This window comes from Streptomyces sp. NPDC008150 (assembly GCF_042956945.1).
Lineage (GTDB): Bacteria > Actinomycetota > Actinomycetes > Streptomycetales > Streptomycetaceae > Streptomyces.
In genome coordinates this window covers 625,303-645,980 of record NZ_JBIBHJ010000002.1, presented here as the reverse complement: position 1 = coordinate 645,980, position 20,678 = coordinate 625,303, and the positions used below count along the sequence as shown (strand labels likewise).

The window sequence follows — 20,678 nt, the reverse complement described above, 5'->3', positions numbered from 1 at the left end:
GCTCCCCTCCGTCAAGACCCGCGCGCGGGCCGGGCGTTCACCGTCCGCACAGTACGGGCCCGCCCGCGCCGCCGTCAGGAGGAACGACGGGCCTGCGCCCCGGTCCGGTTCCGCCGCGCCAGGGGAGCCCCCAGCCGCGACCGCAGCCGGCTCAGCCGGGACCGGCGCTCGCGCTGTGCCACCGAGGCGCGGTCGAGTTCCTCGAAGAGCCTGCGGGTGCGGTGCTCGGTGTCCAGCTCGTCGAGCATGCGGTCGGCCTCGGTGAGCACCGCGCCCATCAGCTGCCAGTCCAGGGGGCTCTGCCTGACCTCGTCGAGGAGCACGTCGGCCAGCCGGTCGCGGGCGAGGGCCGCGGAGCGCAGTTCCTCCGCGAGCCGTTCCTCCGCCGACTCCGCGTTCGCGCTCAGGTCGGTGGTGACGAGCACCGCGAAGCTGACCACGGCGTCGGAGATCCGGGCGAGCAGTTCCTCCACCGCGGCCCCCGACTCGGGTCCGAACAGGGGCGACGCGTCCCGCTTCTTGGCCAGGTCCGTGAAGCTGCGCGCCAGCACCCGCAGCACCACCGTGACGATCTCCAGGGTGTCCAGGCCGGTCCGCAGCACCACCCGGTGCATCAGCCCCTCCTTGACCCGCGGGTTGAACCGCAGGCTGTCCTCGGCCTGGCGCAGCGACTCGTCCACCCCGGCGACGGCGTTGTCCAGCCGGCGGGCCTCGTAGAGCCGGGCGGCCTGCCGGTCGACGGGCGCGCGGCCCGCCGCCTCCTCGCCCATGCGCAGCATCAACTGCCGTACGTCGCGTGCCAGACCCTCGATGGACTCCCCGGCCCGGTCGGTCCACACCGGAGGTGCGAAGAGCAGGTTGAAGGTGAGTCCGACGACCGCGCCGATCAGGGTCTCCAGCACGCGGGCCCACGCGTAGTCGCCGACGGCGGTGACCCCCAGCACCAGCATGGCGCTGATCGCCACCTCGGCCACGAACTCGTCCACCCGCACCAGGTGGCCGACCCCCAGGGCGGCCAGGATCACCAGGGCCAGACTCCACCAGGTCAGACCCACCAGCAGGCTGAACGCGATGGCGACCAAGACGCCCGCCACCACGGAGTTCACACGTTTGATGCCGGTGGTGAGCGTCTGGTAGAGGGTCACCTGGACGACGAGCAGCGCGGTCAGCGGCGAGGTCAGCGGGGCCGACTCGGGGCTGAGGTGGAGGGCGATGACGTACGAGATCGTCGCCGCGGCGGTGGCCCGCAGGGCCTGCGCCAACACCGGATTGCGATACCGCTTGAGGCGCCTCGCGAGAAACGTCGGCCACTTTCGTACATCGAGCATCTTCGTGCTGTTCCCCCATCTCCCGCCCGAATACCTTGATCGTCCGTTTCCGAAGCTGACGCGCCGTGAAAAACCCCTGGTCGGCGGCGCGGACATCACGGGGGAGCGGCCGGAAGCGCAGCGGCACCCTGTTAATTCACTGTGTGAGTTAAGGGGGCGGGGAAATCGCGCCGGACGATCCCGCAGGGGTATCTTGCAGCTCGGACAGGGTTCGGAAGGAGCCACATGGCGGGGCGGAACGGGCGTACGGTGCGCGACCTCAGGCGAGGCAATCGCGCGGCCGTGCTGCAACGGCTCTATTTCGACGGGCCGCTCAGCCGCCTCGAACTCGGTCCCGCGACCGGGCTCAGCTCCGGCTCGGTCAGCAACGTCGTCGCCGACCTCGTCGCCGACGGCCTGGTCGAGGAGGCCGGCAGCGTCGACTCCGACGGCGGCCGGCCCCGCACCCTGCTGCGGGTCGCCGCGGACAGCGGTCACATGATCGGCGTCGACGTGGGGGAGACCCGGGTCCGGGTCGAGCTGTTCGACCTCGCCCTCACCGAACTGGCGCGCACCCACCGCCAGTTGGCCCATCACGGCTACGACGTCGACGTCATCGTCGGGCACATCCGCGACGGCATCGCCGAGGTGCTCGACACCGCGGGCATCGCCCCCGACGCGCTGCTCGGCGTCGGCATCGGCGTCCCCGGCATCGTGGAGCACACCCCGGAACGGGGCGCCGTCGTGCACGGCCAGACCATCGGCTGGGACGCCGTGCCGCTGGAGGAACTGCTCCGCGCCGGGTCCCGGCTGCCGGACAGCGTGCCCCACTTCATCGACAACGGCGCCAAGACGCTCGGCCAGGCCGAGATGTGGTTCGGCGGCGGCCGGGGCGCCCGCAACGCCGCGGTGGTCCTCTTCGGCTCCGGTGTCGGCGCCTGCCTGGTCACCCCGGAGGTCGAACAGGGCCGCGCGGTCGAGTGGGGGCACCTGACGGTGCGGGTCCGGGGGCGGCGCTGCCGCTGCGGCGCGCTGGGCTGCCTGGAGGCGTACGCGGGCGCCGAGTCGCTGCTGGCCCGCTGGCGCGAGGAGGGCGGCCGGGCACCCGACGGCATCGACGAGGAGAGCGCCCTGACGGCACTGCTCGACGCCGCCTATCCGCCCGAGGGCACCGGGTCCGGCGGCCCCGGCGGTACGGACGCGGCGGCCGCCGACCCCGTCGCGCTGGCCGTCCTGGAGGAGACCGCCGAGTACCTGGGCGCGGGCCTCTCCGACCTGATCAACCTGTTCCAGCCCGAGCGGATCCTCGTCGGCGGCTGGGCCGGCCTCCAGCTCGGCCGCCGCTTCCTGACCGCCGTACGGGACCACGCGACGGCGTACGCGCTGCGGTACCCGGCCGCCCGCGTCAGCATCGACCTCGGTCTGCTCGGCCCCGACGCGGTCACCGTCGGCGCCGCGATCCTGCCGCTGGCCGACTTCTTCGCCCGCGGCGGCCGGCGCGCCGAGCCCGTGCCGCAGGGCCCGCCCCCGGCCTGGCGCACCGCCCTCGACGAGCGCGCGCCGCACTGACGCGGTGCGCGCACCGCGCGCCGGGGTTTCGCGCCGGTCCGGCACGGTACCCGCGCCCACGCCCTGACCGGGCGGAGGGAGGAGACACCGTGACCGAATACCGCGACGAGGCACCCGGCGAGACCGGCGCACCCGTTCCCCGCGACATGCCGGACCAGCAGGCCGGGGCCGACGACGACCCCTGGGAGGTCGTCTCCGCACGGCCCGACGGCGGCGACGACCCGCACGACGGCGCCGCGGACACCGAACTGCCGGACACCGACGAGGCGGGCGCCGGCCGGCCCGGCGCACCGCGCTCGGGACAGGTCCGGCCGGAGAGCCCGGTGCCGGACGAGTCGCCGGCCTGACGCGGCGCACCCGGCGTGCGGACGGCCGCCCCGAGCGCGGGGCGGCCGTCCTTGCGCGTGCGCGGCGCCCGCCGGGCGCGGCGCGCGGTGCCTAGCGGTCCGCGAACGCGTTCACGCCGGTCAGCTCCGCCGACAGCGCCCACAGCCGGGCCGCCTGCTCCGGGTCGGTCGCCCAGGTCTTCACACCCCTGCGCCCGCCGTCCTCGGGGGCGGGTTCGGCGATGTCGCAGTCCTCCAGGTACACGCCGCCGAGCCCGTCGAGGCGCGGCGAGGTGGCCGCCCACACCTGGGTGGCGGCGCCCTGTTCCGGGGACTTGAAGCCGGCCGGGTTCAGCGGCTTGCCGTCCTCGTCGATCCAGCCCATCCGCACCTGCTCCTCCCGGGAGAGGTGCCGCTGCAACGGCGTGAGGATGCCGCCGGGGTGCAGCGAGAACGCCCGTACGCCGGACTCCCGGCCCAGCGCGTCCAGGTGCACGGCGAACAGCGCGTTCGCCGTCTTGGCCTGCCCGTAGGCGCCCCACTTGTCGTAGTCCTCGCGCCACTGGACGTCGTCCCAGCGGATGCCGGAGCGCTGGTGGCCGATCGAGGAGACCGACACCACGCGGGCCCCGCCCGGCTCGATGGCCGGCCACAGCCGGTTGACCAGGGCGAAGTGGCCCAGGTGGTTCGTGGCGAACTGCGCCTCCCAGCCCGGCCCCACCCGTGTCTCCGGGCAGGCCATGACGGCGGCGCTGTCGATGACGATGTCGATGGTGCGGCCCGAGGCGAGGAACCGTTCGGCGAAGCCGCGGACGCTGTCCAGGTCGCCGAGGTCCAGTTCGTCCACCTCGACGCCGTCGATGCCGGTCAGCGCCTCGGCGGCGGCTGCCGGGCGGCGGGCGGGCACCACCACGTGGGCGCCGGCCCGGGTCAGCGCCCGGGTGGTCTCCAGGCCCAGTCCCGAGTAGCCGCCGGTGACCACGGCGAGCTTCCCGGTCAGGTCGATGCCCGCGAGAACCTCCTCGGCGGTGCTCTCGGCGCCGAACCCGGATCCGATGCTGTGCTGTGCGGTACGCGTGTCGGTCATGTCCAGCACGCTACGGATTGGAGTGCTCTCGAAGTCAAGCCCGCGCCGCGTGCCGCTCGCGCCCCGGACCGCCGCCGGGCACGAGAAAGCCCCGACCGGACGGGGGAATCACGGTCGGGGCAGCCAGGGTGTGGGCGCGCATGGCGGTCGCCTCGCGGCGGAGGGCTCCACAGGGCTTCAGCCGAACGATCTTCCCTGTGGGCGGAAGGTGAGGCCCGGGGACACTGTCCCATCCGCACCCACGGACGGTTCAACGGTGAACCACCCTCGCGTGTTCCCCGCCCCGCCGCCGGCCCCCGTGACGTGCGTCACCGTCACCCGCGCCACCGTCACCCGCGTTTCGCGAACGGGCTGTCGGCCAGGGAGGCGAGCAGGTCCGCGGGGTCGTCGTGGATCGCGTCGGCGCCGGCCGCCTCCAGGGCCCGCCGGGGGATGCCGCCGCACAGCAGGCCCACGCACCGCGTCCCCGCGCGCCCGCCGGCCTCCATGTCCCACACCGTGTCCCCCACGAACACGGCCTGTTCCGGTGTCGCGCCGGCCAGTTCCAGGGCGTGCTCGACGGGGTCGGGGGCGGGCTTGCCGGACTCGACGTCGTCCGCGCTCGCCGTCGCCGTGATCGCGTCGTCCGCGTCGAGCGCCCCGAGCAGCGCCTCCAGCTCCGGGCCGCCGGCCGAGGTGGCGAGCACGACGCTCAGGCCGTCGTCGCGCAGCCGCCGCAGCAGGGCGGCCGCGTCCCGGAAGGCGGCCAGCCTGCCGAAGTACTGGCCGTACAGCGCGGTGTGGGCGGCACTGATGTCCGCGTCCGCGGACGTGTCGCGGTCGTCGCCCAGCAGGTGGGCGATCAGGTCGGTGGAGCCGAGCCCGACCGCCCGGTGCACGGCGTGCGTCGGCACCGTGTGACCGGCCTGGCGAAAGGCCTCCCACCAGGTGACGACGTGCAGGTGGTTGGTGTCGACGAGGGTGCCGTCGACGTCGAAGACCGCGGCCCGTACCGGTTCCATCGGTGTTTCCCCTTTCCTCGGCACCCGAGTACCACGCGTGACCGCGGCCAAGCGCCGTGCGGGCACCCGTCCGCGTCAGCGCCCCGGCCCGGTGGCCGGGACGCGGCGTTCGCGGGTCCACGCCAGCAGGTCCTCCCGCGCCCAGGTGTTCACCACGCGCTCCGGCGGCACCCCGCACTCCTCGGCCCGCGCGCAGCCGTACGGCTGCCAGTCGAGCTGGCCGGGCGCGTGCGCGTCGGTGTCGACGGCGAACAGGACCCCCGCCGCCACCGCCCGCCGCAGCAGCCGGCGCGGCGGGTCGAGCCGTTCGGGGCGGCTGTTGATCTCCACGGCGGTGCCCGTCTCGGCGCACGCGGCGAAGACCGCCTCCGCGTCGAACTCCGACTCGGGCCGGCCGCGCCCGGTGACCAGCCGCCCCGTGCAGTGGCCGAGGACGTCGGAGTGCGGGTCGCGCACGGCGGCCACCATGCGGCGGGTCATCGCGGCCGCGTCCATCCGCAGTTTCGAGTGCACGGATACCACCACCAGGTCCAGCCGCGCCAGCAGTTCCGGTTCCTGGTCGAGCGAGCCGTCGTCGAGGATGTCGCACTCGATCCCGGTCAGCAGCCGGAACGGTGCCCAGGTCTCGTTGAGCCGGGCCACCACGTCCAGTTGTTCGCGCAGCCGCTCGGGGGAGAGGCCGCGGGCCACCGTCAGCCGCGGCGAGTGGTCGGTGAGCACGGCCCACTCGTGGCCGAGCCGGGCGGCCGCGCGGCCCATCTCCTCGATCGGGCTGCCGCCGTCGGACCAGTCGGAGTGCAGGTGGCAGTCGCCGCGCAGCAGGGCGCGCAGTGCCTCGCCGCCCGCGGTGACCGGCCGCTCCCCGGCGTCCCCGCCCTCCAGCTTCTCCAGATAGCCGGGCACCCGTCCGGCCAGCGCCTCGCGCACCACCGCCGCGGTCTTCGGCCCGACGCCGCGCAGCGACTCCAGGGAGCCGTCGTCCGCCCGTGTGCGGACCTCGTCGGCGGGCAGGGCACGCAGCACCCGCTCGGCGGTGCGGAAGGCGCGCACGCGGTACGTGGGCGCCAGGGACCGTTCCAGCAGGAAGGCGATCCGGTCCAGTGCGTCCAGGGGGTCCATCGCCACCTCCGTGTCCAGGGTTGCGCAGGGCGGCGGGCGGCGCACGGCGGACGGGGCGGCCCCCGTGCGGGTGATCCCGACGTCCCGCGGTCGCCGCCCGCGATCTACCCTTTTGTCCATGACCGAGATCGCGAGCCCCCACCTTGCCGGCCCCAGGATCCTGGTGCTCGGTGTGCAGCCGGGCACGCCCCCGTTCCGGATCGTGGAGATCGACGGCGAGGTGGTCGGCGAGGCGACGACGGTGGTCGACGTCCTCGTGGCCGCCGCGGCGCGCGGCTTGACCGTGCACGACCTCGACGACCCGGACGTCGTGCGCTGGGTCGGCGGCGACAAGTTCACCTGGCAGCCGCACTGAGGCCGGACGTCGACGCACGGTGACGCGGGACGGCGACGCGGGACGGGCCCCGCGCCGCCGGGAGGCGGTGCGGGGCCCGTCGTGGACCGGTGCGGGAACGAGCGGCTCGGGGGCGCCGTTCCGGACGCCCGGTCAGGCGGTGCCGTAGGTGACGGTCACGGTCGTGAAGCCGAGGGAGTGCAGCAGCCCCTCCAGCATGTCCGTCGTGTTCGTCTCGGCGCGCTTGGTCAGTTCGCTGTCCTTGGCGGCCGCGCTGATGTGCTTGACCGCCAGCTTCTGCACGGCCTGTTCGCTGTTGGGGTTGTCCGAGAACAGGTCGCCGAGCCGGTCGAGCAGCCCGCGGGACTTGGAGACCGCGTAGGAGCGGTCGGGGTCCAGCGCCGGCTTGCCGAGCTGCGCGTGCGGCAGGTGCAGCGTGGCGACGGTCCGGTCGTCGTTGACCTGGACGTCCTTGCCGCCGATGCCGCCGAGGTTCACGTACGACTCGACGGTGCCCGCCCCGACGTAGAGGGTGCGGGTGCCGCGGATCGCGTCGGGCAGGTACTTGGCGTCCTTCTCCAGGTCCACGACCACCTGGAAGTTGCCGGACGCCGCGTTGTAACGGCTCATGTCCTGGATGGACTTGAGGAGCGCCGGGCCCGAACGGTCGTTGGTCTCCGTGCCGAAGAGATCCTTCAGCCCGGGGAGCACGCTCAGCCGGATGCCGGCGAAGAACACCACGAGCACCAGCACGATGGCGGTGACCACCTTCGCCCAGCCCGGCATGCGCCTGGGTTCGCGCCTGGGTTCGCGCTCGGAATCGCGCTCGCGCTTGACGGACGTCGTCATGACGGTCCTCCTCCTTCTTCCTGCTGACACTCAGATGCCCGCCAAATGCCGTGCCAGACCGGGCCGTTGGTTACACCCTCGTCCCGAAACGATCTGTGAAAGGACACCGGGGTGACAGAACGGGACAGTCTGTTCCACGATCCGGTCGTTCTCCCGCGCGGTCCGGGATGTGGACCGTGCGCCGGCCTCGAACAGGCGTCTTTTCCGGCCGTGTTGGCCGGACCCCGGCCGGTCCGGCGTCCGTCGCGGGGCCAGTACGATGAGGCCGCCCACCCGGATGATCATTCGAGGAGCGGACCGTGCGAGACATCGCCGTGTTCACCGGCAGTGCCCACCCCGAACTCGCGACGGAACTCTGCGCGCACCTGGGGGTGCCGTTGCGGCCCACCAGGGTCAGCCGTTTCGCCAACGACTGCCTGGAGGTGCAGCTCCAGGCCAACTGCCGTGAGCGGGACGTCTTCCTGGTGCAGCCGCTGGTGAAGCCGGTGCAGGAGAACCTGGTCGAACTGCTGCTGATGTGCGACGCGGCGCGAGGCGCCTCCGCCGGCCGCATCACCGTCGTGATGCCGCACTACTCGTATGCCCGCTCCGACAAGAAGGACGCTCCCCGCATCTCGCTGGGCGGGCGCATGGTGGCGGACCTGATGGTCGCGGCGGGGGCGAGCCGGGTGCTGGCGATGACGCTGCACTCGCCGCAGGTGCACGGCTTCTTCTCGGTGCCCGTGGACCATCTGCACGCACTGCGCGAACTCGCCGCGCACTTCCGGCAGTACGACCTGTCGCGCACCACCGTCGTCTCGCCCGACCTCGGCAACGCCAAGGAGGCCGCCGCCTTCGCCCGGCTGATCGGCGCGCGCGTCGCGGCCGGTGCCAAGCAGCGGTTCGCGGACGACCGGGTGAGCATCAGCTCCGTCATCGGCGACGTGGCGGGACGGGACGTCATCGTGCTCGACGACGAGATCGCCAAGGGCAGCACGGTGCTGGAACTGCTGGACCGGCTGCGGGAGTTGGGCCCGCGCTCGATCCGGGTCGCGTGCACGCACGGCCTGTTCGCGGCGGGCGCCCTGAAGCGCCTGAGCGACCAGGAGGACGTGCTGGAGATCGTGTGCACCAACACGGTGCCGGTCCCGGCGGAGGAGTACACGGACAAGCTGCGCGTCCTGTCGATCGCCCCGGCCCTCGCGGAGGCCGTGCGCCGCATCCACAACGGGGAGTCGGTCAGCGCCCTGTTCGACGCCCCCGTCGAATAACGGGAGTCGACCGGCCGCGCGCCTGCCGGGTCTCACGCGGGCGGTCCCCTGGTCTCACGCGGGCGGCCCGGACGCCGTCTCCTGGCTGTCGCTCTCCCTGGCCGCGGCGTCCAGCGCCGCCACCAGCGTCGGGCGGGGCGGCAGCAGCCGTGCGAGGCCGGTCAGCCGCAGGATGCGCAGGGTCAGCGGGTCGGCGCAGACCAGGTGCAGGGTGCCCTCGTGGTCGAGGACCCGGCGGCGGGCGCGGTAGAGCAGCCGCAGTCCGGAGCAGTCGAAGAAGTCGACCTCCCCGAGGTCGATCACGACCCGCGCGCCGGTCCGCCCGGTGACCCGGTCGAGCGGGGGCAGGATGTCGAGGGCCGCCGCGATGTCGATCTCGCCGAGGAACTCCAGGACGGTGTGACCCCGTTCCTCGCGCACGCGCAGATGCCGGCTGGGCGGGGCGGATTCCTGCTGCACGACGACTGGCCTCCAACCGGCAAACCTGTGTGAGGGGTCCGCATCTCACCGGGGGCCGGGGTGGCGACTCCCGATCAGGGTAGACGCGCCTCTTTCCCCCTTGGGGTGCCAATTCCCTTGCCCGCCCTGCAAGTTACCCCCGATCGAGTGAATCTGAGCATGTTCGATTGACATATGTCTTGGGATGCAGATCGACCGATCGGTCGGTCGCCGTGGCCCGTGCGGCACGGAGTCCGCGCGCCTGTCTCCCGCCGCGCCCGCGGCCGGTCCGCGGCGAACGCCGACCCCGCCGGTCAGAGCACCGTCCGGCGGTGCGCCCGGCGTACGCCCGTACCGCCGGACCGCTCTCCGCGTTGTGCTCAACGGGCCTGGTTCCGGCCGCCGTTCGGTCCGTCCGTCCGGGCCCCGCGCCGCACCGGACGGCCGGAAGTCGACTGAATCCGCCGTGCGCGGCAATCCGGAGGAAGCGGAGGGACGGGGCACCACCGCCCCGCCCCCGGCCTCACGACAACGACGGAGAAGACATGTCACTGGTGAAATCGGGCGTCGTGGTGCTGGACTGTGCCGAACCGGAGAAGCTCGCCGCGTTCTACGCGGAACTCCTGGACGGCGAGGAGACCCGCGCGACCCCCAACCTCGTGGAGATCACCGGCGCCGCGGGCACGAAGCTGGGCTTCCGCCGCGACGCGAACGCCACTCCGCCGAGCTGGCCCCGCCCGGAGAACTCCCTCCAGGTCCACCTCGACTTCCTGGTCGAGGACCTCGACGAGGCGGAGCTCCGGGTGATCGGCCTCGGCGGCCGCGCGCTGGAGACCCGCGACACCTCCGGCCGGTACGAGGAACGCGGCTACGCGGACCCCTCCGGACACTCCTTCACCCTGCGCCTGGCCCCGCAGTCCGCGCCCAAGACCGGCTGAGTCCCCGGAACGCACGAACGCAGAGGGGCGAACGGAAAGGGCCGACGGACGGCGGACGGGCGGTACGGAAAAGGCGGACGGCGGGCAATGCACCCGCCGTCCGTCCCGCGCGTCGGAACGCCGTCAGTCCCGGCCGCCCTTGCTCTTCGCGGGCCACACACCGGTGGAGCGCTCGATGGCCTTGGCGCCCGTGCGGTCCATGGCGCTCCGCGCCACCGCGAAGATGGCGCCCTGCACCGCCGCCGCGAACAGGATCTCGCCCCAGCCGCGCTCCGGGTCGAGGGCGTCGGGTGCGTCGTCCTCGTGCCGGATGGCCTTCCACGTCGCGCGGAAGGCCATCCCCGCGAGCGACCCGCCCACCCAGCCCAGGACGAAACCGACGGGCTGATACGCGAGCGGGAGCTTCCGCTTCGCGGTCTTCGACTTGGACACTGGAACTCCTTCAGGTGCTGGTTGGTCGTGGCGGTACGGGTGCTCGTCGGGTCTTCGCCGGCCCGGGGGAGTCCCCCGGGCCGGACCGGTCAGGGCCTGCCCCGCGGCGAGACCTCCTCGCCGAAGCGCACCGGACCGGGCGGCGTGCCGTCGCCGAACGGACGTCCGCCCAGCCGTTCCCGGTCCGAGGGGGCGAGCCAGCCGCCCAGGTCCGGACCCAGCGGCACGATCCTGGTCGGGTTGATCCCGGCGTGCACCTGGTAGTAGTGCCGTTTGATGTGGTCGAAGTCGACCGTGTCGCCGAATCCCGGGGTCTGGAAAAGATCGCGGGCGTACGCCCACAGGACCTCGTTCTCGGTCAGCTTCCATCGGTTGCACTTGAAATGGCCGTGGTAAACCGCGTCGAAGCGCACCAGCGTGGTGAACAGGCGGATGTCCGCCTCGGTGATCGTGTCGCCGACCAGGTACCGCTGCCGGGCCAGGTGCGGCGTCAGCAGGTCCAGCCGCCGGAACACGTCCGCGCACGCGCTCGCGTACTCCGCCTGGCCGGTGGCGAAGCCCGCCCGGTACACGCCGTTGTTGACGTCCTCGAAGATCGCCGCCGCCATCGCGTCGATGTCGGCGCGCAGTTCCCGCGGGTACAGATCGGGCGCCCCCGGCCGGTGCAGGTCGCGCCACTCGGTGGCGAGGTCCAGGGTGAGCTGCTGATAGTCGTTGGTGACGAGCCGGCCGCTGGGCACGTCGACGATCGCGGGCACGCTCACCCCGCCCGGATGGCCGGTCTCCCGCTTGTCGTAGGCCTCGCTCAGATAGCGGATCCCGAGCACCGGGTCCCGGCCGCCCTTGTCCAGCGTGAAGCGCCAGCTCCGGTCGTCCTGGACCGGGTCGGTGACCGCCAGCGACAGTGCCTGCTCCAGCCCGAGCAGCCGCCGCGAGATCACGGCACGGCTCGCCCACGGGCAGGCCCTGCTGACCACCAGCCGGTACCGTCCGGCCTCCACCGGCCAGCCGTCCCGGCCGTCGGCGGTGATCCGGTCCGCGAAGTGGCTCCGCGACCTCTTGAACGTCTTCCTGCCCAGCGCGCTGTTGCCCCCGCCCGGCGTGCCGCCCCCGTCGCCCTCACTCATGGCATCACTCCCTCTCGTCACGTCGTGCACGGACCCCGCGAACCTTCTTCCCGCGTTCCCCGATTTGCGCCGACGGCACGGTGTGATCCCTGACCGGAGGGGCATTCGGCGAAGGTGAGCGGGACATCCGAGAACAAGAAGACAGGCAAGGACGCGGACCGCAAGACACGCGTCACCGTTTGGGTTGCCCTGGCGGCCAACCTGGTGATCGCCGTGGCCAAGGCCGTCGGCGGTCTGATCGCCGGATCGCCGGCCCTCCTCTCGGAGGCGGCCCACTCGGTCGCGGACAGCCTCAACGAGGTGTTTCTGCTGGCCGCCCTGCGCCGCAGCCGCCGTCCGGCCGACGACCGGCACCCCTTCGGCTACGGCAAGGAGCGCTTCTTCTGGGCGCTTCTCGCAGCCGTCGGCATCTTCGTCATGGGCGGCTGCTTCTCCTTCTACCAGGGTTACGAGGCGATCCGTAAGGGCTCCGACGAGACGTTCACCGGATACATGGTGGGCCTGGCCGTCCTGGTCGTGTCGCTGCTGGCAGAGGGCGTCTCACTGCTGCGGGCGCTGCTCCAGGTGCGCAAGGCGGGCGGCAAGGAAGGCCTCAAGGACCCGGCGCTGCGCACGGTCGTCGCCGAGGACGGCACGGCGGTGCTCGGCGTGACGCTCGCCATCATCGGCATGGTGCTGCACATGGTCACCAAGAACGTCGTCTGGGAGGGCTCCGCGTCGATCGCGATCGGTGTCCTGCTGGTCTACGTGGCCTACCGCCTCGGCAAGGACGCCCGCGACCAGCTCATCGGGGAGGCGGCCGACCCCGAGACCAGTGCGAAGATCCGCGCCCTGCTGGAGGCCCAGCCCGAGATCGACAGCGTGGAGGCCCTGTTCACCATGAAGATGGGCCTCGACTCGGCCATCGTGACGGCCCGCGTCGACCTGGTGCCCGGCCTGGACAGCGAGGAGGTCGAGGACGTCGCCGTGCGCATCAAGCGCTCCATCTACAACACCGTCGGCGAGGCCGACCAGATCTTCCTCGACGTCACCGACCGCAACGCGCACCGGGAGGAGCACGGAAGCCCCGCCGCGACGGGGGAGCGCGGCGGGGCCTGACGGCCGGGTGCCCGATCGCCGGGCCGCCCACACACCGCGCGCCATGATTTTCCCGGGGCCGGGTCCCGCGGTCTCCCGCGGGGCCCGGCCCCCGCACGCACACCGGGGATCAGTGCCCGTCGGACGGCTCCAGCACGAACACCGGGATCTCGCGGGAGGTCTTCTTCTGGTACTCCGCGTAGGGCGGGAACGCCGCGACGGCCCGCTCCCACCACACGGCCTTCTCGTCGCCGGTGACCTCACGGGCCCTCATGTCCTGCTTGACCGGCCCGTCCTGGAGCTCGACCCGCGGCTCCGACTTCACGTTGAAGTACCACACGGGGTGCTTGGGCGCGCCGCCCTGCGAGGCGACCAGCGCGTACCTGCCGTCGTACTCGACGCGCATCAGCGGCGTCTTGCGGATCTTCCCGCTGCGGGCACCCAGGGTCGTCAGCAGGATGACGGGAAGTCCCGTGTCCCGCAAGGTCGTTCCCTCGGTGCCGCCGGAGCCCTCGTACTGCTCCACCTGGTCCCGCACCCACTTCTCGGGGCTGGGTTCGTACTCGCCCTCCAGAGGCATGGCACTTCCGTTCCGTCGTCGTCCGTCGCGGTGTCCCGCGGCCTGTCCGCACCACGGTCCAACATCGACCCGTACGAGGATCATCCCTATCGCGTTCCGTCCCGGAACGCTTCCTTCCGAAGGCAGGAGTACCAACGATGCAGTACGTGAAGCTCGGTTCGACCGGTCTGGACGTGTCGCGGATCTGTCTCGGGTGCATGACGTACGGGCTGCCCGACCGCGGCACCCACGACTGGACCCTCGACGAGGAGGCGTCCCGCCCCCTGATCCGGCAGGCGCTGGAGGCCGGGATCAACTTCTTCGACACGGCGAACGTCTACTCCGACGGCACCAGCGAGGAGATCGTCGGCCGCGCGCTGCGCGACTTCGCCCGCCGCGACGAGATCGTGCTCGCCACCAAGGTGCACGGCCGCACCCGGCCCGGACCCAACGGCGGCGGGCTGTCCCGCAAGGCGATCATGTCGGAGATCGACCTCAGCCTCGGCCGCCTCGGCACCGACTACGTCGACCTCTACCAGATCCACCGCTACGACCCGCACACCCCGGTCGAGGAGACCATGGAGGCCCTGCACGACCTGGTGAAGGCGGGCAAGGTCCGCTACATCGGCGCCAGTTCGATGTACGCGTGGCAGTTCTCCAAGGCGCAGTACACGGCGACCCTGCACGGCTGGACGCGGTTCGTGTCCATGCAGAACCACTACAACCTCCTCTACCGCGAGGAGGAGCGCGAGATGCTGCCGCTGTGCGCGGACCAGGGTGTCGGCGTGCTGCCGTGGAGCCCCCTGGCGCGCGGCCGGCTCACCCGCGACTGGGACGTCTCGACGCGGCGCAGCGCGAACGACCGCTTCGGCGACAGCCTCTACGCGGACGGCGACCGCGCCGTCGTCGAGGCCGTCACCCGGATCGCCGCCGAACGCGGTGTGCCGCGCGCCCGGGTGGCCCTCGCGTGGCTGCTGGGCCGGCCCGGGGTGAGCGCCCCGATCGTGGGCGCCTCGAAGCCGGGACACCTGGAGGACGCGGTGGCTGCGGTCGAACTGACGCTGGAGGAGAAGGAGTTGGAGGAGCTGGAGCGCCCGTACGCGCCGCACGCGGTCAAGGGGCACTGACCCGCCGGAGCCGTCAGGGGCGTGGCGGTCCGTGCGGCGGGGGCGGTGGCGGACCGTCGGGGTGGTGCGGCGGGGGCGGCGGGGGACCGTCCGGGCGGTGCGGCGGGGGCGGCGGGATGGTCGCCAGGTCCGGTGCCGCCTCCGGCCACACGAGCAGGACCGGGCACGGCGCGTGATCGACCGCGAACCGCACGGCGGGGCCCAGGCTGTGCGGGCCCAGGCGGTCACGGTCGCCGTCGCGGGCGAGGACCAGCAGGTCCGCGTCCTCGGCGGCGGCCACCACCTCCCGCTCGACCCGGCCCGCCCGCTCCACCCGGGTGCACGGCCGGCCGAGCCGCGCGGCCGCCGCGTCCATGAGCTCCGCCGCGGAGGCGCTGCCGAGGTCGGTGAGCCGGACGCCCGGGTCGCGCTCGGGTCTGCCCCGCCCGAGCAGTCCCGCGAACGCCCCGTGCGCCACGTCGGGCAGGGTGTCCTCGCTGACGTGCAGCAGGACCACCTCCGACGCGTCGGGGGCGTGGGTGCCCACGGCGTCCACGCACGCGGGCCAGGTGCCTTCGACGAGCCAGACGATCACACGCACAGCGGTCGGCCTCCTCGGGCCTCAGAGAACCTGGAGCGACACCCACAGTGCCACCACGGCCGGGACGAGCGCCGACGGCACGGCGAGCAGTCCCAGCCGGGTGAACTCCTTGAGGTCCACACCATGGTCGTGCTGGTGCACGATCCGCCGCCAGAGCAGCGTCGCCAGCGAACCCGCGTAGGTGAGGTTCGGGCCGATGTTCACCCCCAGCAGCACCGCCAGCACGGCACCGGGGCCGGCCGCCGACGTCAGCGGCAGCAGCACGAGGACCGCGGGCAGGTTGTTGATCACGTTGGCCAGGACCGCGGCGAGCGCCGCGATGCCGAGCAGCGCCCACAGGCCCGTACCGTCGGGCAGCAGGTGACGCAGCGCGTCGGTGAGCCCGTTGTCGACGACCGCCCGCACCACCACGCCGAGGGCGAGGACGAACGCCAGGAACATCGGCGCCGCCGCCCGCACCACCGTGACCGGCGTCGCCTGCCGCCGCACCGTCGCCCGTACCGCGAGCACCAGGGCCCCGGCGAACGCGGCCCACGCCGGCTCGATGCCGATCGCCGAGGCCACCACGAACCCGGCCAGCGTGCAGCCGACGGTGACCAGCGCGAACAGCGGCAGCGGCGGCGGCTCCTCCGTGCTCGGCGCCGGGGCGGCCGACGCGAGGTCGCGGGCGAAGAAGCGCCGGAAGACCAGGTACTCCGCGCCGATCGCGACCAGCCACGGCAGCACCATCAGCCCCGCGAAGTGCAGGAAGGTCAGCCCGCTCGCCGTGAACGCCAGCAGGTTGGTGAGGTTGGAGACCGGCAGCAGCAGCGAGGCCGTGTTCGACAGGTGCGTGCACGCGTACACGTGCGGCTTGGGCCGGGCGCCCATGCGCGACGCGGTGGCGAAGACGACCGGCGTGAGCAGCACGATCGTGGCGTCCAGGCTGAGGACCGCGGTGATCACCGACGCCAGCGCGAACACCGCCGTCAGCAGCCGCACCGGCCGGCCGCGCGCCCAGCGGGCCGTCCACGCGCCGCTCGCCCGGAACAGGCCCTCCACGTCGCAGAAGTGCGCCAGCACCAGCACCGCGGCCAGGAAGCCGACGACGGGCGCCAGCGTGGTGATCTCGTCCTTCGCGTGGTCGAGGGAGATCGCCCCGGTGGCGATCGCGACACCGGCCGCCGGGACGGCGAGCGCCGCCTCGGGCCAGCCGCGCGGCCGGACGACGGCCCACACCAGCACGGCGGCGAGCAGGACGACCGACAGGGCCTCGGCGAGCGGGGTGTTCAGGGCTCTGTCCTCCTGGACGCGATCAGCGGGGCGAGCCCATCAAAGCAGGTCACCGCCCCGGGACCGGGCGCACGGGGCCCTGCGCGCCGCGCCCGCCCCGTGCGCCCGTTCCCGGATGCGTCAGGCGCCGCTGCCCGCGCTGAACACGGTCAGCCGTACCGAGGACGAGTTGCCCGAGACCGGCACCGCGCCGCCCTTCCACGGCACCTTCAGCGGGTCCTCCTCGTCGGGCGGCGTGACCACCAGGGTGGCCGGTGTCGCCGTCTTCGCGCCGCTGATCCCGGGGTTGGAGAAGGTCAGCCCCGCCCACGCGCTCTGGCCGGGCTTCAGCGTGACCGTCTTCGCGGTGGAGCCGGCGGCCCGCTCCGGGTCGGAACCGAGCTGCTTGCCCGACCCGTCGACGAAGGCCGCGCCGGGGAAGCCGCGCACGGTGCAGGTGGCGCCGGAGGAGTTGGTGAGGACGACCGGGAAGTTCTCCTGGCCGGCGCCCGGGTCGTTGCCGCCCACCGAGACGCTCAGTTCCGAGGTGTGGCAGCGGCCGCCGGAGCCGGAACCCGGGTCGGACTTCGGCGTGCTGCTCCCGGACGACGCCTTCCCGCTCGCCGTCACCGTCGACGTGCCCGCGTCCTCGGGGGCCGCGCTGTCCGGCGCGGTGCTCGCGTCGCCGGAGGGGGAGCCGGACGCCGAGGGGTTCTCGGTCGCGGGTGCGGCCGTGCCCGACTCGTGCTCCGGCGACGCCGAGGAACCGCCGTTGCCGCAGGCGGTCAACAGACCCAGCACGGCGGCCGAACTCGCGAGCACGGCCGCCCGCCGCGACGACCGGGTTGTCTTCGCCATCTTCCTCACCACTCCTGACGTGTCGGGGCACGCGGTAGCTCCCGTGCCCGAGGCGCTCGCGCGCCGTCATGACAGTCCGATGCGCGTACGGCGCGAAAAGTTCGCGCGCTCACCGAATTCTTTCCGGACCGGCGTCGAAGCTCCTGCCCGCTGCTGGTCAGGTGACCCGCAGCGAGCGGAGTATGCCGTCCGTGGCCTTCGCGTCGCCGTCCTGCCTGACCTGGACGTAGACCTGCGGCTGCGCGGACGTGTCCTTCGCCGGGTCCTGCCCGGCGGGTGCCAGCGCGGTCTCGGTCACCGAGCCGCCGCCGGGGCAGTCGTCCCAGGTGCGCACCTGCCCGTGCCAGTCCGTGCCGCTCCAGGCGCGGGTGCCGTCGTCGTGGCAGCCGGAGTGGGTGAGCGCCGCCACCCGCGCGGCCAGGTCGCCGTGCTCGCCGATCCCGACGAAGACGCCGTTGACGGCGGACCCGAGGTCCTGCCAGTGCCCGAGGTCGTCCGCGACGGCGAGCCCCGGCTCGTGCCCGGCCGCGAGGCCCAGCGAGGCCGGGTCCCAGCCGGAGTCCCGCAGCGCGCCGCCCCAGCCGTCCGGCACCCGGACCGACACCCGGCCCGTGCTGTCCGTGACCCGCAGGGTGTCGCCGCCGCTGGCGCCGCTGCCGCCGTGCGGCACCACCGCGTACGTCACCCCGGCCGCCGCGGCCACCGCCACCCCGGCGCCCACCGCAGCGGCGGCCCGCCAGCGGCGGGGGCGGCGCGGGGCGGTGCGCGCCGCCAGCCGCTCCAGCTCCTCGGCGAACGCCAGCGCGGTCGGCCAGCGCCGCTCCCGGTCGGGCTCCAGGGCCCGCAGCAGGGCCCGCTGCACCTCCGGGTCGAGGTCCGCGCGCAGCCGCTCGGGCCGCACGACGCGGCCGGGCGCCGCGGGGACGGTGCCGGTGACCAGCTCGTAGCCGACCGCGCCCAGGCTGTACACGTCGGCCCGCTCGTCGATGCCGTCGCCCGGCTCGGCCTGCTCGGGCGGCTGGTAGCCGGCCGAACCGGCGGCCAGGGTGAGCCCGGAAGCCTGCGCCAGGTTCTTGGCGAGGCCGAGGTCCGCGAGCAGCACCCGCCGCTCCCCGTCGGGGGTGCCGCGCAGCAGGACGTTCGTGGGCTTGATGTCCCGGTGCACTATCCCCGCCGCGTGCACGGCGGCGGCCCCCCGGGCGGCGAGCGCGGTCAGCCTCAGCGCCTCGGCCACGGGCAGCGGTCCGGCGGCCAGCAGGTCGGCGAGGGTGCCCGCGTCCGCGTACTCCATGACGAAGTACGGCCTGCCGTCCGGGAGTTCGCCGATGTCGAAGACCTGCACCACGCGGCTGGAGTCGGTGCGGCGCAGCAGCCGTGCCTCGGTGACGAAACGGTCGGTGATGTCGAGGCGGTGCGCCCAGTTCTCGGCGAGGACCTTGACCGCCACCGGTGCGTCGAGGGCCTCGTCGTGCGCCAGCCACACCGTCGCGAACGCACCGGCCCCCAGGCGTCGTTCCACGGGGTACCGGCCGATCCGTTCATGGGGCTGCATACGACTATCATGCCTGGCCTGAGATCCACATCGACGGGAGCATCCCAGTGCAGGACGCCGCGGCCACCGAAGACCTCGCCCGGCGGGCGGCCGCCGCCGACCCGGCGGCCCTCGACGAGCTGCTCCTGGTGATCCGGCCGGACGTGCTGCGGCGCTGCGCGCGGTTCCTGCCCTGCCGCGAGGACGCCGAGGAGGCGGCCCAGGACGTGCTGCTCCAAGTCGCCCGCAAGATCACCTCGTTCGAGGGCCGCAGCCGCTTCAGCACCTGGCTCTACACCGTCGTCGCCAACTGCTCCCGGCAGAAGTACCGCGAGCTGAAGCGCCGCGCGGCCGAGCAGCCGGACACCGTGGACACCACGCAGCACCCCGACCCGCGCACCACCAGCGTCATCGCGGGCTCCCGCATCGACCTCCTGGAGGCGCTGGAGCGCCTGGAGCGGGAGTCCCCGCACCTGGTGGCCCCGCTGGTCTACCGGGATTTGTGCCAGCTCGACTACGCGGAGGTCGCCGAACGCGTCGGCATCCCGCTCGGCACGCTCAAGTCCCGTCTGCACGAGGCCCGCAAGCAGGTCCGGCCCTGGCTGGCCGACGCCTCCTGAACCGCCCGCGGCCGGAGCGGACCCCTCGCCGTGCCGCAACTCACGTGCCTGGTGGGGCCGTTGATACGGCCGGCGCGGCAACCGGCCGGAGTGTGGGGTGTGTGAAGAGTGCACGCGGTGCGCGGAACCCTCTCCCGCGGTCTTGACGGCGGGGTCGGCGGCCTTCACATTACTTGCCAGTAAGACCTTCGTTAACCGCACCGAAACACGACGCCACCGTGTCCGTCACGTGTGGCCGTCCTCCCACGCGTGCGCTCAACACGCTCCAACAGGCCACCGGCGCACAGCCGTTGGCCTCCCGGTCGCACGTCCCGCCCGGTCGTCCCGAACTCCTGGCCGCACGCCGTCCCGCACCGCCGTGTCCGACGTCAAGGAGAACTCCCATGCCCCAGCACGCCCTTCGCCGTGCCCTGACGGCGACGCTCACCGCCGTCGGCGCCCTCGCCCTCGGTCTCGCCGCCCCCGCCGCGCACGCCGCGGAACCCCTCCCGTACGCCGCCCTCGGCGACAGCTACAGCGCCGCCACGGGAGTCTCGCCCACCGACTCCACCTCGCCGCTCTGTCTGCGCTCGACGGCGAACTACCCGCACGTCATCGCCTCCCGCCTCGGCGCCGCCCTCACCGACGTCACCTGCGGCGGCGCCCAGACCAAGGACATCACCGCGGCCCAGTACCCGGGCGTGGGACCGCAGTTGAACGCGGTCACCGCCTCCACCCGGCTGGTGACCCTCACCATCGGCGGCAACGACGAGAACACCTTCATTGGCGCCCTGCTGGCCTGCGGCAGCGCGGGCATCGCCACCGCCGGCCTCGGCAGCCCGTGCAAGACGCTGTACGGGAGCACCTTCGACGACAAGATCGACGCGAGTGTCTACCCGGCGGTGAGATCCGCGCTCCAGGCGATCCGGGCCAAGGCGCCGCAGGCACGCGTGGCGATCCTCGGCTACCCGTGGATCGTGCCGGCCAAGGCGGTGTCCGGCTGCTTCGTGAAGCTGCCGATCGCCTCCGGCGACGTGCCCTACCTGCGCGCCCTCCAGGCCCACCTCAACACGGTGGTCGCCCGCGCCGCCGCCGAGACCGGGTCGACGTTCGTCGACCTCGCCGGGGTGTCCAACGGGCACGATGCCTGCCAGGCGGCCGGCACCCGCTGGGTCGAGCCCGTCCTGTTCGGTTCGGGCGCCGCGCCGGCCCATCCGAACACCCTCGGCGAGACGAAGATGGCCGACCAGACCCTGAGCACGCTGGGCCTGGGCTGACCACCTGCGCCACCGCGGGCGCGACGGCACCCCGCCGCGCCC

Annotated in this window: 22 protein-coding genes; 9 read left to right on the top strand and 13 right to left on the bottom strand. The window is 73.4% G+C overall.

Going from position 1 to position 20,678, the window contains the following annotated elements; genetic code table 11:
* Window positions 1–74 precede the first annotated feature (74 nt).
* On the bottom strand, window positions 75–1,328 hold the full coding sequence (locus ACFZA0_RS08825) for an aromatic acid exporter family protein (protein ID WP_391013349.1): 1,254 nt from the start codon (window positions 1,326–1,328) through the stop codon (window positions 75–77).
* A gap of 225 nt (window positions 1,329–1,553) precedes the next feature.
* Between ACFZA0_RS08825 and ACFZA0_RS08820 the strand changes: the two genes are divergently transcribed.
* Both ACFZA0_RS08820 and ACFZA0_RS08815 read left to right on the top strand, forming a co-directional pair.
* Window positions 1,554–2,876: an ROK family protein gene (locus tag ACFZA0_RS08820; protein WP_391013347.1), complete on the top strand. Its 1,323-nt coding sequence runs from the start codon at window positions 1,554–1,556 to the stop codon at window positions 2,874–2,876.
* Between the two features lie 89 nt (window positions 2,877–2,965).
* Entirely contained in the window at window positions 2,966–3,223 is a 258-nt protein-coding gene (locus ACFZA0_RS08815; RefSeq protein WP_391013345.1) for a hypothetical protein, read from the top strand.
* Window positions 3,224–3,314: 91 nt separating this feature from the next.
* Here ACFZA0_RS08815 and ACFZA0_RS08810 read toward each other — a convergent pair whose 3' ends face one another.
* The 3 genes from ACFZA0_RS08810 to ACFZA0_RS08800 form a co-directional block, all read right to left on the bottom strand.
* Window positions 3,315–4,289 (bottom strand): oxidoreductase, encoded by a 975-nt coding sequence (locus ACFZA0_RS08810; RefSeq protein ID WP_391013343.1) that lies wholly within the window; start codon window positions 4,287–4,289, stop codon window positions 3,315–3,317.
* 329 nt (window positions 4,290–4,618) lie between these two features.
* Window positions 4,619–5,290 (bottom strand): HAD-IA family hydrolase, encoded by a 672-nt coding sequence (locus ACFZA0_RS08805; RefSeq protein WP_391013341.1) that lies wholly within the window; start codon window positions 5,288–5,290, stop codon window positions 4,619–4,621.
* A 75-nt stretch (window positions 5,291–5,365) separates the two neighbouring features.
* On the bottom strand, window positions 5,366–6,409 hold the full coding sequence (locus ACFZA0_RS08800) for a PHP domain-containing protein (RefSeq protein ID WP_391013339.1): 1,044 nt from the start codon (window positions 6,407–6,409) through the stop codon (window positions 5,366–5,368).
* A gap of 118 nt (window positions 6,410–6,527) precedes the next feature.
* On the opposite strand from ACFZA0_RS08800, the gene ACFZA0_RS08795 reads away from it, so the two are divergent.
* Window positions 6,528–6,764, top strand: a complete 237-nt coding sequence (locus ACFZA0_RS08795; RefSeq protein ID WP_391013337.1) for a hypothetical protein — start codon at window positions 6,528–6,530, stop codon at window positions 6,762–6,764.
* A gap of 132 nt (window positions 6,765–6,896) precedes the next feature.
* Here the strand turns inward: ACFZA0_RS08795 and ACFZA0_RS08790 are convergent, their stop codons facing one another.
* Window positions 6,897–7,592, bottom strand: a complete 696-nt coding sequence (locus ACFZA0_RS08790) for a DUF4230 domain-containing protein (protein WP_391013335.1) — start codon at window positions 7,590–7,592, stop codon at window positions 6,897–6,899.
* A gap of 299 nt (window positions 7,593–7,891) precedes the next feature.
* On the opposite strand from ACFZA0_RS08790, the gene ACFZA0_RS08785 reads away from it, so the two are divergent.
* Complete coding sequence (locus tag ACFZA0_RS08785) at window positions 7,892–8,842, top strand: ribose-phosphate diphosphokinase (RefSeq protein WP_391013333.1); 951 nt, start codon at window positions 7,892–7,894, stop codon at window positions 8,840–8,842.
* A gap of 54 nt (window positions 8,843–8,896) precedes the next feature.
* On the opposite strand, the gene ACFZA0_RS08780 is transcribed toward ACFZA0_RS08785, so the two are convergent.
* Window positions 8,897–9,301: an anti-sigma factor antagonist gene (locus ACFZA0_RS08780; protein ID WP_391013331.1), complete on the bottom strand. Its 405-nt coding sequence runs from the start codon at window positions 9,299–9,301 to the stop codon at window positions 8,897–8,899.
* 524 nt (window positions 9,302–9,825) lie between these two features.
* On the opposite strand from ACFZA0_RS08780, the gene ACFZA0_RS08775 reads away from it, so the two are divergent.
* On the top strand, window positions 9,826–10,218 hold the full coding sequence (locus tag ACFZA0_RS08775; protein WP_391013329.1) for a VOC family protein: 393 nt from the start codon (window positions 9,826–9,828) through the stop codon (window positions 10,216–10,218).
* Between the two features lie 123 nt (window positions 10,219–10,341).
* Here ACFZA0_RS08775 and ACFZA0_RS08770 read toward each other — a convergent pair whose 3' ends face one another.
* Window positions 10,342–10,650: a DUF4235 domain-containing protein gene (locus tag ACFZA0_RS08770; protein WP_391013327.1), complete on the bottom strand. Its 309-nt coding sequence runs from the start codon at window positions 10,648–10,650 to the stop codon at window positions 10,342–10,344.
* A gap of 89 nt (window positions 10,651–10,739) precedes the next feature.
* Window positions 10,740–11,777, bottom strand: coding sequence for a glutathione S-transferase C-terminal domain-containing protein (locus ACFZA0_RS08765; RefSeq protein WP_391013325.1), 1,038 nt, complete (start codon window positions 11,775–11,777; stop codon window positions 10,740–10,742).
* A 114-nt stretch (window positions 11,778–11,891) separates the two neighbouring features.
* Here ACFZA0_RS08765 and ACFZA0_RS08760 point away from each other — a divergent pair, with 114 nt between their 5' ends.
* Complete coding sequence (locus ACFZA0_RS08760) at window positions 11,892–12,875, top strand: cation diffusion facilitator family transporter (RefSeq protein WP_391013323.1); 984 nt, start codon at window positions 11,892–11,894, stop codon at window positions 12,873–12,875.
* Between the two features lie 109 nt (window positions 12,876–12,984).
* Here ACFZA0_RS08760 and ACFZA0_RS08755 read toward each other — a convergent pair whose 3' ends face one another.
* The gene (locus ACFZA0_RS08755; RefSeq protein ID WP_391013321.1) at window positions 12,985–13,434 is read right to left on the bottom strand and encodes a nitroreductase/quinone reductase family protein; all 450 of its coding nucleotides are present in this window, start codon (window positions 13,432–13,434) and stop codon (window positions 12,985–12,987) included.
* 137 nt (window positions 13,435–13,571) lie between these two features.
* Between ACFZA0_RS08755 and ACFZA0_RS08750 the strand changes: the two genes are divergently transcribed.
* Window positions 13,572–14,540 (top strand): aldo/keto reductase, encoded by a 969-nt coding sequence (locus ACFZA0_RS08750; RefSeq protein WP_391013319.1) that lies wholly within the window; start codon window positions 13,572–13,574, stop codon window positions 14,538–14,540.
* A 13-nt stretch (window positions 14,541–14,553) separates the two neighbouring features.
* On the opposite strand, the gene ACFZA0_RS08745 is transcribed toward ACFZA0_RS08750, so the two are convergent.
* The 4 genes from ACFZA0_RS08745 to ACFZA0_RS08730 form a co-directional block, all read right to left on the bottom strand.
* Window positions 14,554–15,120, bottom strand: coding sequence for a universal stress protein (locus tag ACFZA0_RS08745; RefSeq protein ID WP_391013317.1), 567 nt, complete (start codon window positions 15,118–15,120; stop codon window positions 14,554–14,556).
* Window positions 15,121–15,141: 21 nt separating this feature from the next.
* The gene (locus tag ACFZA0_RS08740) at window positions 15,142–16,392 is read right to left on the bottom strand and encodes an SLC13 family permease (protein ID WP_391013568.1); all 1,251 of its coding nucleotides are present in this window, start codon (window positions 16,390–16,392) and stop codon (window positions 15,142–15,144) included.
* A gap of 120 nt (window positions 16,393–16,512) precedes the next feature.
* Window positions 16,513–17,229, bottom strand: a complete 717-nt coding sequence (locus ACFZA0_RS08735) for a DUF4232 domain-containing protein (RefSeq protein WP_391013315.1) — start codon at window positions 17,227–17,229, stop codon at window positions 16,513–16,515.
* A 157-nt stretch (window positions 17,230–17,386) separates the two neighbouring features.
* Window positions 17,387–18,781, bottom strand: coding sequence for a protein kinase (locus tag ACFZA0_RS08730; RefSeq protein WP_391013313.1), 1,395 nt, complete (start codon window positions 18,779–18,781; stop codon window positions 17,387–17,389).
* Window positions 18,782–18,828: 47 nt separating this feature from the next.
* Between ACFZA0_RS08730 and ACFZA0_RS08725 the strand changes: the two genes are divergently transcribed.
* Together ACFZA0_RS08725 and ACFZA0_RS08720 are read left to right on the top strand one after the other, a co-directional pair.
* Window positions 18,829–19,380 carry a sigma-70 family RNA polymerase sigma factor gene (locus ACFZA0_RS08725; RefSeq protein WP_391013311.1) on the top strand — a complete coding sequence of 184 codons (552 nt, stop codon included), beginning with the start codon at window positions 18,829–18,831 and terminating at the stop codon, window positions 19,378–19,380.
* A 383-nt stretch (window positions 19,381–19,763) separates the two neighbouring features.
* Window positions 19,764–20,636, top strand: coding sequence for a GDSL-type esterase/lipase family protein (locus tag ACFZA0_RS08720; RefSeq protein WP_391013309.1), 873 nt, complete (start codon window positions 19,764–19,766; stop codon window positions 20,634–20,636).
* Window positions 20,637–20,678: the final 42 nt, after the last annotated feature.

Bases quoted from the DNA above. Each gene is read 5' to 3' on its own strand.
- ACFZA0_RS08775 (WP_391013329.1), top strand. From the start codon at position 9,826: ATGTCACTGGTGAAATCGGGCGTCGTGGTGCTGGACTGTGCCGAACCG.
- ACFZA0_RS08805 (WP_391013341.1), bottom strand. From the start codon at position 5,290: ATGGAACCGGTACGGGCCGCGGTCTTCGACGTCGACGGCACCCTCGTC.
- ACFZA0_RS08750 (WP_391013319.1), top strand. From the start codon at position 13,572: ATGCAGTACGTGAAGCTCGGTTCGACCGGTCTGGACGTGTCGCGGATC.
- ACFZA0_RS08735 (WP_391013315.1), bottom strand. From the start codon at position 17,229: ATGGCGAAGACAACCCGGTCGTCGCGGCGGGCGGCCGTGCTCGCGAGT.
- ACFZA0_RS08790 (WP_391013335.1), bottom strand. From the start codon at position 7,592: ATGACGACGTCCGTCAAGCGCGAGCGCGATTCCGAGCGCGAACCCAGG.
- ACFZA0_RS08755 (WP_391013321.1), bottom strand. From the start codon at position 13,434: ATGCCTCTGGAGGGCGAGTACGAACCCAGCCCCGAGAAGTGGGTGCGG.
- ACFZA0_RS08800 (WP_391013339.1), bottom strand. From the start codon at position 6,409: ATGGACCCCCTGGACGCACTGGACCGGATCGCCTTCCTGCTGGAACGG.
- ACFZA0_RS08730 (WP_391013313.1), bottom strand. From the start codon at position 18,781: ATGCAGCCCCATGAACGGATCGGCCGGTACCCCGTGGAACGACGCCTG.
- ACFZA0_RS08825 (WP_391013349.1), bottom strand. From the start codon at position 1,328: ATGCTCGATGTACGAAAGTGGCCGACGTTTCTCGCGAGGCGCCTCAAG.
- ACFZA0_RS08810 (WP_391013343.1), bottom strand. From the start codon at position 4,289: ATGACCGACACGCGTACCGCACAGCACAGCATCGGATCCGGGTTCGGC.
- ACFZA0_RS08765 (WP_391013325.1), bottom strand. From the start codon at position 11,777: ATGAGTGAGGGCGACGGGGGCGGCACGCCGGGCGGGGGCAACAGCGCG.
- ACFZA0_RS08795 (WP_391013337.1), top strand. From the start codon at position 6,528: ATGACCGAGATCGCGAGCCCCCACCTTGCCGGCCCCAGGATCCTGGTG.
- ACFZA0_RS08720 (WP_391013309.1), top strand. From the start codon at position 19,764: ATGCCCCAGCACGCCCTTCGCCGTGCCCTGACGGCGACGCTCACCGCC.
- ACFZA0_RS08820 (WP_391013347.1), top strand. From the start codon at position 1,554: ATGGCGGGGCGGAACGGGCGTACGGTGCGCGACCTCAGGCGAGGCAAT.